Genomic DNA, 13,752 nt, shown 5'->3' with positions numbered 1-13,752 from the left:
GTGCTTGCGTATTTATACACGCAATAATTCAACCTGCGAAAGCGTCGACATGTTTGTCGACGCTTTTTTATATTACCTATAAGGCTTTTTTGGTGGGCATCACTACATTGGCAAAAATCAAACCTGCCACCAGCGACATAAAAATTAAAAATACTTCTTGGCCAACATGCTCTGCCTGAACAAAATCTTGCCCAGAGATAAATGAATTCAAACCTATATAGGTTTTTGAACCTGGTACCAGCACAATCAAACCGTGCATCGCCACGATGGTTGAAGGTGCATTAGCAAATTTGGTAAATAGGTTGGCATACACGCCCAAGGCAAAAGCCCCTACAAAGGTACCTAAACCGAAATCTAAATAAGCCGAACTCCAAGTCGATGCGCCATAGGCAATAAACGCTGACAACAAGGCCCAAGGGATATGTTTAATTCGGGTGCGAAAAATAGCCACCAAGGCAAAACACAATAAAAATACTGCCAACCAAGTCGCCCAAAAGGGTAAGGATGCCTCAGGTACAAACTCATTAGCACCAAACAGGCTAAAGCCGACACTGATACCCAAAAAAGCACCAAAGTACAGCTTAAATAACTGCATAATGGCATCCATAATACGCGCAGTACCCGACATTAAATTGCGTGATGAGAGCTCTGCTAGGCCCATCGTAAGCGACAAACCCGGCACCAAGATGATCACTGATGACAACACCATCAAGGGAATATTAACCCCTGGGGCAATATAATAACTAATAGCACACGCCAACAGACCGGCAACAAACGACGTAACCGGCTCTAACATCAAATTAACCCGTTTTGAATATTGTGCCCATAACGTCCAAAAGTAGGCCACAATGCCCAATAAACCTGACCACATCACTTCGCGCAGGCTCGCGCCCATTAGCATCGCGAAAGAGCCGGTTGACAGACCAAAGGCTAAACCAGTAAGCAGCTTTCCATAAGGACTCGGACTGACACTTATTTCGTCTAGACGTTTGTCAGCTTCAGTTAGGGAAAGCTCTCCGGTCAGTAATTGGATAGCAAGTTCGTCGGTGAGTGACAAGAGATTCATATCTAAATCACCGGGATTAACCCGCGCAGCGTGATTATATTCATCTTCGTGTTTATCGCTCCAAATCACAAAAGTCAGTGAAGTAGGCGTAGACAAAAACGAGGCGTGCACACCGAGATACGCGGCAACTTCGTGTAAATAGGCCTCAAGTCTAAAGGCGGGTGTTCCATACTTATGCAACATTTTGCCAAGCTTAACGATAAATCGTCGGATTTGAATAAATTCGCTTTTGTTCACTACTTCCTACTCTGAAAAATTAATTGGCCGACATAGCCAATAAGGCGCGGATTGTAGTGTTTGGGGCGCCTTAGAGCAATGCACATTTTTTGTTCAATCAGATTACAAAAACTAATGTAATTTAAGCCGCTAATGCTGGACATCGCAAGCATTTAGCTTATTTAGATTATGTTAGGGATTAGCAATAGGAAACCGTTTACTAATAGTTATCATAATGGCCTGCAATAGCGATCATAGCGTGTTTAATGTAATTGCTTTTTAGTGCAGGTAATAAACTCGATTGGTGTAATCGTTTTTCTGGGCGAGCTTCCTACCCTTGAATAATGTAGATTTACCCGCATATCTTGTTGTGACGAAAAATCTTTTGGTCAAGGCAGGCAATACAAGCGCAACAAAGCTGAGCTTGTATGCGGTTTTATTCCCTAAGCCTTAAACTAATCTAATAAAGGAGCTAATTATGAGCACTATTGATATTGGAATTAATCAAGCAGATCGTCAAACTATCGCCGAGGGCTTAAAACACCTGTTGGCTGATAGCTACACCCTATATTTACAAACTCACAATTTTCACTGGAATGTCACTGGTGCCAGATTCCGTGAATTGCACTTGATGTTTGAAGAGCACTATACTGAACTGGCAGTAGCCGTTGATGACATTGCCGAGAGGATCCGAACCTTAGATGTCGCCGCACCAGGCACTTACAAAGAATTTGTACGTTTAAGTTCAATTGAAGAAGTTGAAGGCGTTCCTCAAGCCGCTGAAATGGTGCAAATATTAGTGAAAAGCCACGAATCAGTGGTTAAGACCTGTCGCACAGTGTTGAAGTCAGCCCAAGAAGCGGATGATGAATCAACAGCAGCACTCGTTTCAGATCGCATGCGCTTACATGAAAAAACGGTTTGGATGTTGCGCGCCTTAACGCAATAATGATACGACCGACAAAAAGGTGCACTTGACTGCACCTTTTTTTATTTAACTAATACCTACTTAAGCTGAACCAAAATAACACAGCCCTTATTTAAACCGGCCCCAAACCGCTTCGTCTAAGTCGAAATCATTTTCCGGTGTTAACTTTCTCTTCTTTGTCTCAACATAAGCTTGATAGCGTCCAGGTTTATGATTAACTGCGATAAGTAAATTGAGCGTAATAGCCCCTAACACTGACAACACTACGACCTTAAAATCAAACATAAACAGCGAAGAACTTAAGATAAGCGAGTCTACGAGCAAACCAAAATTGCCAGCACGGATAGAATACTTGTTTTGTAAAAACAGCGCCAAAATACCCAGTCCACCTAAGCTAGACTTATGCCTAAACATGATCAATAAACCCACACCAATCAGCATACCACCTACCATGGCCGCGAATAAGGGATGCACCCTGTCGATATGAATTAACTTAGGCATGTATTCGCTCATAAGCGACACCATTGACACTGAAATAAAGGTATTAACCGTAAAACGCTTAGATAACTGAGTCCAAGCAATATAGTAAAACGGCACATTAACCAAAAAAAATAAGGTACCAAAACTCAAAGGCGTAAGATGCATGCCAATAATAGCCAAACCGGCTGTACCACCAGTGATCAAATTATGACTATTAAACAAAGTCACACCAAAAGACACCATGACACCGGCACAAAACAAAGCCATAACGTCTTCGTAAAATCGGTGTGTCGGGAATTGCATGCGATTATCCATCCTGTATGGGTGTATTGTTTGAAGTTTGCTGACAAGCCAATGCATAAAAAACAGTTTACTGCAGAGGGTAAGTCTCAATGGCGCGCAGTGTAACGAATTGAGATGGATTTAATAGTAGAGCCAACAAGACAATTGTTGGATTTTTAACCATCACTGTGCACTCAACTTTACGACTTTCGCGACTCTGGTAAACAGGGTGTTGATGGATTGTTATTAGGCTAACCTTCGACGATTATAGGGTGGTAACTTTTACGCTTGTTCACCTGAAAATTAAGCTCATAATAGGCCGTATATTTGAGAATTTTTTTAATAAAAGGCATAACATGAATAGTATTATCAAGCTCACGATTAGCATTTTTAGTATATTGGCACTAATGGCAAGCTCTGTAGCCATAGCACAAACCGTATATGTCAGAAATTTAGCTGAACTATCTTGGAACTACAGAGTGATACTGCTCAATGGCGATGTTCTACCAGCGGAAACTCTGAGCGAATTATCCGCACAAAATAACGCACTAAATGAAAGACAAATAGTTTGGTTGTGGCAGCAGAATAATAAAGTTAAAAGCAATTCTATGGGTACCCTTTCTGAGCTGACGCTAACACAAATTGCTCAGCAGCTAACTGCTGACAATGTAGTATTAATTGGTAAAGATGGTGGTGTGAAAATGCAGTCGCAAAATTTTGATTTGACCGCTCTTTTTGCAACAATCGATAGTATGCCTATGCGTCGTCAAGAAATGCAGCAATAGTTGATCTTTTTTATTGGCAAAGGCATTTAGTACAATAAATTTGGAGAATGTAGATGAAACAACTTGAACCACAACAGATACCTCAACAAGCCTTTGATTGGTATGATGAATATGCTCATGGCGATATAGATCGTCGCACTTTTCTCAGTCGCTTAGCGTCTTTATCAGTAGTGGGTTTAAGTTTAGGCAGCTTAACTAGTGCACTTACGCCTAATTATGCCTTAGCTGAACAAGTGTCTTTTAATGACGAGAAGATAAAAGCCCAATATCAGGAGTTTTTATCGCCGGCTGGTCATGGTAAAGGCAGAGGCTATTTGGTTACACCAACACAAATCAATAAAAAATTACCCGCAGTCTTAGTGGTTCATGAAAACCGCGGACTTAATCCTTATATTGAAGATGTAGCAAGACGCTTAGCCAAAGAGGGGTTTATTGCTTTTGCGCCGGATGCACTGTTCCCGGTTGGGGGTTATCCTGGCAATGACGATGATGGCCGAGCGATGCAAAAGGAACTAGATCGGAACAAAATTGAACAAGATTTTATTGCGGCAGCAAACTATTTAAAAAATCATGACTTAACCAACGGCAAACTGGGTGTGGTCGGTTTTTGTTTTGGTGGTTATATCAGTAATTTTTTAGCCGCTGCTGCACCACAACTTATTGATGCTGCTGTACCTTTTTATGGCACGCCTGCCAACGACGACTTAGTTAAAAACGTAAAAGCCCCAATACTTCTTCAGTTCGCCGAACAAGACAAACGCGTAAACGACACCTGGCCCCAATATAAAGCAGTACTTGAAGCGAATAGAGTTAACTACCAGTCTTATGTCTATCCTGGCACCCAACATGGTTTCCACAATGATTCCACTAGCCGTTACGACGCCCAAGCTGCTGAACTCGCTTGGGAACGCACCCTAGTTTTTTTTGCCAGACACCTGGCAGGGCACAATATGGGTTAAACCAAGGGAAAGGTTGATATATCGGCAGGGCGATAGAAATAATAGCCCTGCATATACTGACACCCTAAGGCGAGCAGTAAATTTTTTTGCTCTTCGCTTTCCACCCCCTCTACGGTGCAACTTACATTAAAACTCGTACACAAGGCTAATATGGTTTTCACTATCCCCTGACTGCGTTGATCAAGATGCAGATTATGCACAAAGCTGCGATCAATTTTTAGGGTATCAAAGGCCAATTTATGCAAATAGCTGAGGCTAGAGTAACCCGAACCAAAATCATCGAGGGCAACTTTAAATCCCATCTGCTGCATCTCACGAGTAATATTAGAACAATGCTCTAAGTCAGTCATCATGATGGTTTCGGTAATTTCAAACTGTACACGGGATGTCCCAACCAGATGTTTATCTAATATTAGTTTTAGTAGGTCGAGTGTTTTGCGGTTGATAACATCCTGTACCGATAAGTTAAAAGATAAGTATAAGGGCTCTGGCCAGCTTTTTAACTGCTGTACCGCTTGCTCAAAAAGATTAAGGGTTATGTCGGTCACTATGCCGGTTTTTTCTGCGATGGCGATGAACTGGTCCGGTGGTATATGGCCTAATTCACTGTGGAACCATCTAGCTAATGCTTCAAAGCCGACAATCTTACCGCTCGCTCCATCAACAATAGGTTGATAGTGTAAGGTCATCTGCTGACTGCTGACACTTTGAGTAAGGGCTAATTCTACTTGGGATTTTTGTCTGATAAGTCGTTCATGTTCACTTGAAAAAATAATGGAGCTGCCACGCGCTCTGCTCTTTGCTTCATACAAAGCGAAATCTGCTCGATCCATTAATTCGTCAGCCGTACTGCCTGCTTCTGGATAAATAGCAAAACCACAGGAACCGGATATTTGCACCAGCCCAGTGCGCATAGTAAAGGGGCGTTGCAATGCTTCAGTGATACTTTTACCTAGTACATGAATTTCATCGTGAACCGCACTATGATCGATAACCAAGGCGAATTCATCGCCTCCTATGCGAGCCAACATGCAATCATCACTCAATAGTTTTTTCAGGCGCATACTGACTTCTGTTAATACCCGATCACCCGCGGCATGCCCATGAATATCATTGACCGGCTTAAAACCATCTAGGTCAATTAAGCCGACAATAAAATTGCGTTGTTGTAAGTCTGCCTGCAGCTTTTTATTTAAATAACTGGCAAAACTGCGGCGATTAGCCAATTTAGTTAAACCATCTTGATTGGCTAATATTTCATTTTGTGCATTGAGTTTATGTGTTCGCCTGTTTTGTATTTCTAACTCTTGTTTAGCATCTATCACGCTCGAAAACGCGCGGTAATAACTCAAAGTAATCATGACTAAAACGGCCACAACCATTAAAAAATTACTGGCTATAGCTACAAAAACAGGTTGCCCCGACCAAAAAAAGAAAATGACAAAGGGAATGCCCACAGTCACAGAAGCTGACCATGCAGCAGCGGGTAAATGAATTAGACAAATAATAATACCGATAACGGTGATCGACATGTAATAGGCCACATGGGCCTGCAGAGCAAAATCTCCATAGCCATAAAGAGTGTAGCTCCACCAAGAAAAACCGACCCCCATAATATTGGCAAACAACACCGTCATTCTTATTTGATGTTTAGCTTGCGCCAAGGTAAAGGTTTTATTTTTAAAGCGATACCACCTTAAGGCTCTAGATAGACAGGCGACACTCAAAAATGCTGAGACATAGATGGTCAGATAATCAGGTGCAATCCCATAGTGGGTATAAGCCAAGCTAAGAGAGTTAACCAACAGAATGATATATAGCAGCGGAACTTTGGTGAGCAATTCATTAAACTGAGCAAAAACAACTTGCGGGCTTCTAGGACCCCCATCAGTGAGCTGAATAAGATACCTTAAAATTTTAATACACACCCCATTATTACTGCATGAACTCCAGCAAAATATATACTGGGTACACTAAAAATAAAACTACATACTGAGACTATTTAAGCTAACTGCTCCCTTAGGTTGAGTAACTCTTGCACTCGCTTGTCATCACTGACGGGATAATGCATATCCAGCGACTCAAATATCTCAACAATAATTTTAGCAATAATTAAACGCGCATTTCTTTTATCGTCAGCTGGCACAACGTACCAAGGTGTTTGTACGGTACTAGTTGCACTTAAGCAATCTTGATAAGCATTCATATACTCTGACCAAAACTCTCTTTCCTTAATATCTGCATCGCTAAATTTCCAGTTTTTGTCAGGGTTATCAATGCGCGCTACAAAACGACGGCGTTGCTCTTCTTTAGATAAATGCAAAAAGAACTTGATAACCCGAGTACCGTTACGGTTTAGATGCTGTTCTGATTCAATAATCGACCGATAGCGCTCTTGCCAGATATGTTTTTTATGCAATTTTTCATTGGGAATACGTTGATTATCTAAAATTTCAGGGTGAACTTTAACAATTAACACTTCCTCATAATATGAGCGATTAAAAATGCCAATACGACCCCGCTCAGGCAAAGCTTGGTTGGTACGCCACATAAAATCATGATCCAATTCAGTAGCTGTCGGGTGTTTAAAACTGGTGACCTGACAGCCTTGAGGATTAATGCCCGACATAACATGCCGAATGGCACCATCTTTACCCGCCGCATCCATTGCTTGAAAAATCAATAGTACTGAATGTTCATTGGTGGCATACAACAAACGCTGCAGATCACTGAGCTTTTTAATCTGCTTTTTTAGCTTTTTGTGATACTTTTTTTTCGAATTGTATAAAGGTTCGATAAGAGTTGGCCTCTGGCTAAGGTCACACTTTTGGCCCTCTTTTACTTTAAAATCATCAATATTTAGTTTCATCACTTGCTCCTAGCAGCTAACACTTATGATCAGTGAATACCTTTAAGCTAAAAACTACAAGTAATTGTTAGGCTTCAAGGTAATCGACTTGTTAATTATTGTGTCGACAAAAGCCTCGCAGCGGATGTTATTAGGGCTACACAAAAAAACTGTAAATGTTAGTTAACCTCAGCGCGGGTTAATGAGTGTCATAGTGTTTCAAGAAAACTAATAAAATCAGTTAGATAAATATTTCATCCTAGAGTTACAAATCTTAAACATTGGCCACTAGTGGAATTTTTGTGCGTAGCAAGGGGGGTTGCCGTGCGCAATGGTTAGCTATTGTTAGCAAATCCAACGACGATAGGTGCAAAAGTAGCGTGTAAGTGCTTAACACTATTTAACGCGAGTTGAGTTTAGTTATATGGGCAATGTTTCAATATTAACGGGCTTGCTTGTTATTGCATAAAAAAAGGCGCCCTTCACTTGGGCGCCTTTATCAAATTAAAAAACCGGGTTACACGCGTTCAAATACCGTGGCGATACCTTGGCCTAAACCGATACACATGGTAGCTAAACCAATGGATTTATCGTTGGCTTCCATCAAATTAATCAAAGTGGTGGAGATACGTGAGCCAGAGCAACCTAGTGGATGGCCAAGTGCGATAGCACCGCCATTCAGGTTTACTTTGTCTTCGTAAGTCTCTAACCAACCCAGCTGTTTAATACATGATAAAGCTTGTGCTGCGAAAGCTTCGTTAAACTCAGCGATTTCGATATCAGCCATGCTCAAACCAGCACGTTGTAAGGCTTTTTTGGTCGCAGGCACTGGTCCGTATCCCATAATAGCAGCGTCACAACCTGCGACTGCCATCGAACGGATTTTAGCGCGAGGGGTTAAACCCAAAGCCTTGGCTCGATCGGCCGACATAAGCAACATAGCTGATGCACCATCAGACAATGCTGATGATGTTCCGGCAGTTACCGTACCATTTACTGGGTCAAATACTGGCCGTAAACCCGCCATGGTTTCTACGGTAGACTCAGGACGAATAACTTCGTCGATATCAATCAGTTTTAATACGCCGTCGGCGTCATGGCCTAAAGTCGGTACGATTTCATTTGCCCAACGACCTTCCAAAGTAGCCGCATGTGCTTTTCGATGGGAGCGAGCACCAAAGGCGTCTTGCATCTCACGGGTTATACCGTTTTGACGACCTAATAATTCAGCAGTCATACCCATGCTGCCAGAAGCGCGTGCTGCATGCAGCGCGATACCTGGGTGGAAGTCTAAGTTAAAATCCATAGGCACATGACCCATATGCTCAACACCACCAATCATGTATACATCACCACGGCCACTCATAATACCGCTTGCCGCGTCATGCAGGGCCTGCATAGAAGAACCACATAAACGGTTTACCGTTACCGCAGCAACTGAACGCGGTATGTCAGTTAACAACTGGGCATTACGGGCGATATTAAAACCTTGTTCTTTGGTTTGTTGTACACAACCCCAGATAATGTCTTCAATCTCATTCGGGTCAAGGTTTGGGTTACGAGCCACGAGCTGGCTCATCAAATGGGCAGATAGGGTTTCGGCTCTTACATTACGAAATATCCCACCTTTAGAACGCCCCATCGGGGTACGAATACAATCGACTATTACTACTTCTTTCATGTTCTGATCCTCAGGTTGGGATTAAGCTGATTTAACATCGGCTGAAAAATACGATTTACCGGCATCGGCCATAGCGCGCACACCATCGGTGATTTGATAAACAGCACCTAGATGGGCATATTTATCCGCCATAGCAACAAACTTATCTAAGCCTAAAGTTTCAATGTAACGGAAAATACCGCCTCTGAACGGAGGGAAACCTAAACCGTATAATAAGGCCATATCAGCCTCAGCTGCACTGGCGACAATCCCTTCTTCTAAACAACGAATGGCCTCGTTAGCCATTGGTACCATGACACGAGCAATAATCTCGTCGGCATCAAATTCACGTTTTTCTGCGCAATGTGGGGTAAACAATTCATAAGCTTCTGGTGCCGCTGCTTTAGCAGGACGACCGCGCTTATCAACACTAAAGTTGTAAAAACCTTTGCCGTTTTTCTGCCCTAAGCGATTCGCTTTGTATAACAAAGTCACCGGGTCATTCTCAATCTTCTGCATACGCTGAGGAATACCATCAGCCATAACGCTTGAAGCGTGATCAGCGGTGTCCATACCAACAACATCGAGTAAATAAGCGGGGCCCATTGGCCAACCAAATACTTTTTCCATGACCTTATCAACCGCGACAAAATCAGCACCGTCCATCACTAATTTACTGAAACCAGCAAAATAAGGGAATAAAACACGGTTGACTAAAAAGCCAGGACAATCGTTGACTACAATGGGAGTTTTACCCATGGCCAGTGTGGCAGCGACTACGGTAGAAATAGTATCTTCAGAGGTGTCTTCACCGCGAATAATTTCTACTAAAGGCATTTTGTGTACTGGGTTGAAAAAGTGCATACCGCAGAAACGAGCAGGATTCTTCAGGCTTTTGGCTAACTGATTAATAGAAATTGTCGAAGTATTTGAGCAAATAACCGTATCATCACCGACATGTTGCTCAGTTTCAGCTAATACAATCCCTTTAACTTTGGGGTTTTCAACTACGGCTTCGATCACTAAATCGACGTCTTTAATGGCGCTGTATTCTAAAGTAGGGACGATACTATTTAACGTAGATGCCATCGTTTTAGCATCAACTTTACCGCGCTCCATGCCTTTACCAAGAATCTTGGCGGCTTCTTTCAAACCTAAGTCTAAGGCAGCTTGGTTAATATCTTTCATGATAACCGGCGTACCTTTTACCGCTGACTGATAAGCAATACCACCGCCCATGATGCCAGCCCCTAAGACCGCCGTTTGCTTGATAGTTTTAGTGGCAGCTTTAGCTTGTTTTTTACCTTTAGATTTAACTAACTGATCAGCCAAGAAAATACCGACCTGCGCTTTAGCTGCATCGCTTTTTGCTAAGATCGCAAAACCTTGGTTTTCAAGTTTTAAGGCACCATCACGATCCAAACCAGCGGCTTTAGCAATTGTGTCAACCATCATATGCGGTGCCGGGTAATGTTTACCTGCTTGAGCAAAGACCATGGCTTTAGCCGTTGAAAAGCTCATCATACTTTCGTTTTTGTTTAGCTTAAGTGGCGCTTGTTTTTGCGCACGTCGAGCTTGCCAATCAAATTTACCGGCAATAGCATCTTTCAGCATACTAATAGCTGCATCGACTAGTTTATCGGGGGCTACGACTGCATCAACTGCACCTTCAGCTAGCGCTTTCGCTGCTTTACGGTCACGGCCTGTGGTCATCCACTCCAGGGCATTATCAGCACCAATCAAACGCGGTAAACGCACTGTGCCGCCGAAACCGGGCATCAAGCCTAATTTTACTTCAGGTAATCCGATGCTGGCAGTGGTATCAGCCACACGTAAGTCACAGGCTAGGGTCATTTCACAACCGCCACCTAGGGCAAAGCCATTGACTGCAGCAATAGTGGGGAATGGTAAGTCTTCAAAGTGGTCAAAAACCTGAGAGGTATGTGCCACCCAGGTTAAAACTTCAGCGTCTGGCATATCAAATAAACTAGTGAACTCAGTAATGTCGGCACCAACAATAAATGTCGATTTAGCCGAGCGTACAACTACACCTTTCACTTCTGCCTTAGCTTTTAACGCTTTGGTAGCCTCGGCCAGTTCAGCCACCGTTTGTCGATCAAATTTATTTACTGAGCCTTGGGCATCAAATACAACTTCTGCAATACCATCTTGCAACAAGTTAACCTTTAGGCTTGAACCTGCATATATCATTATTATCTCCTGTGGCGCACGCCAGAGTGACGAAAAGAAAAGTGCTTCGCACTTTTCGGTGTAGGGTGAGGTTGATTCTTGTTAAAGAATTTAGAAAGGTCAACCTTACTTTTAACAAATAAGCTGCAATGTACTAACATGTGGGTAGTTAACTTCTTTTCAACTGGTCATTCCAGTTAAATCTGAATTTTTTTAGATTTTAATTAAAATAGCTGCGTGGTTGTAGGCGTTAATTTGCTAGAATGAGGTTCGGTTTTTATTTAACCCTCGGTATGACACTTAAGATAGTTTTTCCTTTGCTCCTCAGTTTTACCCTACTGACGACAGTAGTATCCTCGCCGCGCGCGTCAGAGTCAGATGTTTTGCCTAAAATAAGCATTCAACGTCAGTTATTTATTGAAGCAGAGGGTTTGGCAGACAATCCCAGTAGTAGTCGCTTTAAGTCTTTAATGGTTAAATTAGACGATTATCCACTCAAACCCTATTTGTTACAGAAGTCGCTGATTGCTTATCCGTATTTAGCAAATCGTCAAATTATTGAGCAGTTTTTAGTGGATTATGCAGGTTCACCTCTCGACCGTCCTTTACGAGAAAGCTGGTTGAGCTATCTTGCACAAAAGAATCAAGCTGAATTATTTTTAAGTTCATACCGTGATCTCGGTGAAAACGAACTCGCCTGTAAGCGCGCTGAGTTTATGCTGGCCAACCCGAATCAAAAGGAGCAGGCCTTAAAGATAATTGAACAGTTATGGGTAGTGGGTGATTCGCAACCTAAGGCTTGCGATAAAATATTTTTAGAGTGGCAACGTTTAGGCCTGCGTACCGACGCCCTCGTATGGCAACGCTTAACTCTCGCTGCACAAGGCGGTAGTCATACTCTGATCCCCTACCTCAAAACATTGTTGCCAAAAGAGCAGCAATATTTGGCAGATTTATGGTTAAAGGTGCGACGCTCGTCAAGCCAAGTAAGCCGCTTGTCTAACTTTCCGGGCAAAGTTCCGCAATACGAAGCGCAAATTATTACTTATGGTTTATCAAACCTGGTTTGGACTAATCGCGATCTTGCCTTAAGCAGTTGGCAAAAATTGAGTACTCGCTTTGAGTTTACAGAGCAACAACAGCAAACTATTGCGACTAAGTTTGCTCTTGCCCTAACCATTATTAATCATCCTGATGCCGAAGAATGGCTAGAACGCGCCAGTGCTTTTAGCCAAGACGAAGAATTGGTACGTTGGCATTTGGCGCATATATTACGTGAACAAGACTGGAAACATGCACTAGATGTTATTGAATTTGCGCCAGACTTGTTAGCCAAAGATTATTTATTCCAATATTGGCAAGCACGGGCTTATGAAGAAGTTGGCGCGCCAAAACAAGCCACGTTGAACTATGAAAAATTAGCCGACCAGCGTCATTATTATGGCTTTATGGCAAGTGGTAAATTGGCTCGCCATACCAATCTAAACAACATCCCTTTGATTTATACACAGCAACAATTGGATTCAGTTTTAAATATGCCAGTTACGCAGCGAGCGTTTGAGTTTCGTGAACTGGGGCGCAACGTCAGTGCCAGAAGGGAATGGAATTTTTTACAATCTCAACTCACAGATGAACAGCTCAAAATTGCCGCAGTTTTGGCCGATCAAAAAGGCTGGCACGATCAAGCTATCTTTACCTTTTCAAAGGCGGGTTATTTAGACGACTTATCGCGTCGTTTTCCTATGGCCTTTGATCAAACGTTGAAAACTAGTGCTGAGAAAAACAACATTGATCCTGCTTGGGCCTTTGCCATCGTCAGACGCGAAAGTTCATTTATGCCCGATGCTAATTCAGGTGCAGGCGCAATGGGTTTAATGCAGGTAATGCCAAGTACTGCGCGCTACTTGGCAAAAGAAAAAGTCAGCTCTTCAAGCTTATTTGATCCCACCATCAATGTGGGTCTAGGCACGCAATACATGCGTTATTTAATGGATAAAATGGACAACAACCCCATTTTAGTAACCGCCTCATATAATGCTGGCTGGCGCCGAGTGCAAAGTTGGCTGCCGGAAAAAAATGGCATGCCTTTGGATCTGTGGATTGAAACCATCCCCTACAAAGAAACCCGCAATTATGTAAAGGCCGTGCTTGCCTATCAACAGATTTACCGCGAACAATTAGGTAACAGCGAAAATAGATTTAAAGAGTTGGCTAATATGCAAATGATGCCTAAAGGTTAATTAGGCTGAATTGATATTTTGTTGTTTTATCTCAACTTTATGTTCGAAAATCATAGTTATAATTAACGATAATGTTTACTTATAGCGTAATCGTTTAT

At 42.4% G+C, this 13,752-nt stretch carries 10 protein-coding genes; 4 read left to right on the top strand and 6 right to left on the bottom strand.

Translation table 11 applies throughout. The features are described from left to right. Window positions 1-76 precede the first annotated feature (76 nt). Entirely contained in the window at window positions 77-1,303 is a 1,227-nt protein-coding gene (locus ABKW31_RS14830) for a threonine/serine exporter family protein (RefSeq protein WP_348617335.1), read from the bottom strand. Between the two features lie 457 nt (window positions 1,304-1,760). Here ABKW31_RS14830 and ABKW31_RS14825 point away from each other — a divergent pair, with 457 nt between their 5' ends. Next, window positions 1,761-2,231, top strand: a complete 471-nt coding sequence (locus tag ABKW31_RS14825) for a Dps family protein (protein WP_348617334.1) — start codon at window positions 1,761-1,763, stop codon at window positions 2,229-2,231. Between the two features lie 87 nt (window positions 2,232-2,318). Here the strand turns inward: ABKW31_RS14825 and ABKW31_RS14820 are convergent, their stop codons facing one another. Next, complete coding sequence (locus ABKW31_RS14820) at window positions 2,319-2,993, bottom strand: YitT family protein (protein ID WP_348617333.1); 675 nt, start codon at window positions 2,991-2,993, stop codon at window positions 2,319-2,321. A 335-nt stretch (window positions 2,994-3,328) separates the two neighbouring features. Between ABKW31_RS14820 and ABKW31_RS14815 the strand changes: the two genes are divergently transcribed. Then, window positions 3,329-3,757 carry a DUF4174 domain-containing protein gene (locus ABKW31_RS14815; RefSeq protein ID WP_348617332.1) on the top strand — a complete coding sequence of 143 codons (429 nt, stop codon included), beginning with the start codon at window positions 3,329-3,331 and terminating at the stop codon, window positions 3,755-3,757. Window positions 3,758-3,810: 53 nt separating this feature from the next. Then, window positions 3,811-4,716 carry a dienelactone hydrolase family protein gene (locus ABKW31_RS14810; RefSeq protein WP_348617331.1) on the top strand — a complete coding sequence of 302 codons (906 nt, stop codon included), beginning with the start codon at window positions 3,811-3,813 and terminating at the stop codon, window positions 4,714-4,716. Here the strand turns inward: ABKW31_RS14810 and ABKW31_RS14805 are convergent. The 4 genes from ABKW31_RS14805 to fadB form a co-directional block, all read right to left on the bottom strand. Further along, window positions 4,713-6,557, bottom strand: coding sequence for an EAL domain-containing protein (locus ABKW31_RS14805; RefSeq protein ID WP_348617330.1), 1,845 nt, complete (start codon window positions 6,555-6,557; stop codon window positions 4,713-4,715). The two genes, ABKW31_RS14810 and ABKW31_RS14805, sit on opposite strands and share 4 nt — an antisense overlap. A gap of 161 nt (window positions 6,558-6,718) precedes the next feature. After that, on the bottom strand, window positions 6,719-7,585 hold the full coding sequence (locus ABKW31_RS14800; RefSeq protein ID WP_348617329.1) for an ADP-polyphosphate phosphotransferase: 867 nt from the start codon (window positions 7,583-7,585) through the stop codon (window positions 6,719-6,721). 496 nt (window positions 7,586-8,081) lie between these two features. Then, window positions 8,082-9,245: an acetyl-CoA C-acyltransferase FadA gene (fadA, locus tag ABKW31_RS14795; protein ID WP_348617327.1), complete on the bottom strand. Its 1,164-nt coding sequence runs from the start codon at window positions 9,243-9,245 to the stop codon at window positions 8,082-8,084. A gap of 21 nt (window positions 9,246-9,266) precedes the next feature. Beyond that, complete coding sequence (fadB, locus tag ABKW31_RS14790) at window positions 9,267-11,435, bottom strand: fatty acid oxidation complex subunit alpha FadB (protein WP_348617326.1); 2,169 nt, start codon at window positions 11,433-11,435, stop codon at window positions 9,267-9,269. Window positions 11,436-11,677: 242 nt separating this feature from the next. Between fadB and ABKW31_RS14785 the strand changes: the two genes are divergently transcribed. Further along, entirely contained in the window at window positions 11,678-13,654 is a 1,977-nt protein-coding gene (locus tag ABKW31_RS14785; protein WP_348617325.1) for a transglycosylase SLT domain-containing protein, read from the top strand. Window positions 13,655-13,752 lie beyond the last annotated feature (98 nt).

The organism is Paraglaciecola sp. 25GB23A, assembly GCF_040012495.1.
Taxonomy (GTDB): domain Bacteria; phylum Pseudomonadota; class Gammaproteobacteria; order Enterobacterales; family Alteromonadaceae; genus Paraglaciecola.
This window is presented reverse-complemented; position numbering and strand designations above follow the sequence as displayed.

Excerpts from the sequence above, each read along its gene's own strand:
- ABKW31_RS14825 (WP_348617334.1), top strand. The coding sequence starts at position 1,761 with ATGAGCACTATTGATATTGGAATTAATCAAGCAGATCGTCAAACTATC.
- ABKW31_RS14820 (WP_348617333.1), bottom strand. The coding sequence starts at position 2,993 with ATGCAATTCCCGACACACCGATTTTACGAAGACGTTATGGCTTTGTTT.
- ABKW31_RS14815 (WP_348617332.1), top strand. The coding sequence starts at position 3,329 with ATGAATAGTATTATCAAGCTCACGATTAGCATTTTTAGTATATTGGCA.
- ABKW31_RS14810 (WP_348617331.1), top strand. The coding sequence starts at position 3,811 with ATGAAACAACTTGAACCACAACAGATACCTCAACAAGCCTTTGATTGG.
- ABKW31_RS14800 (WP_348617329.1), bottom strand. The coding sequence starts at position 7,585 with ATGAAACTAAATATTGATGATTTTAAAGTAAAAGAGGGCCAAAAGTGT.
- fadA (WP_348617327.1), bottom strand. The coding sequence starts at position 9,245 with ATGAAAGAAGTAGTAATAGTCGATTGTATTCGTACCCCGATGGGGCGT.
- fadB (WP_348617326.1), bottom strand. The coding sequence starts at position 11,435 with ATGATATATGCAGGTTCAAGCCTAAAGGTTAACTTGTTGCAAGATGGT.
- ABKW31_RS14785 (WP_348617325.1), top strand. The coding sequence starts at position 11,678 with ATGAGGTTCGGTTTTTATTTAACCCTCGGTATGACACTTAAGATAGTT.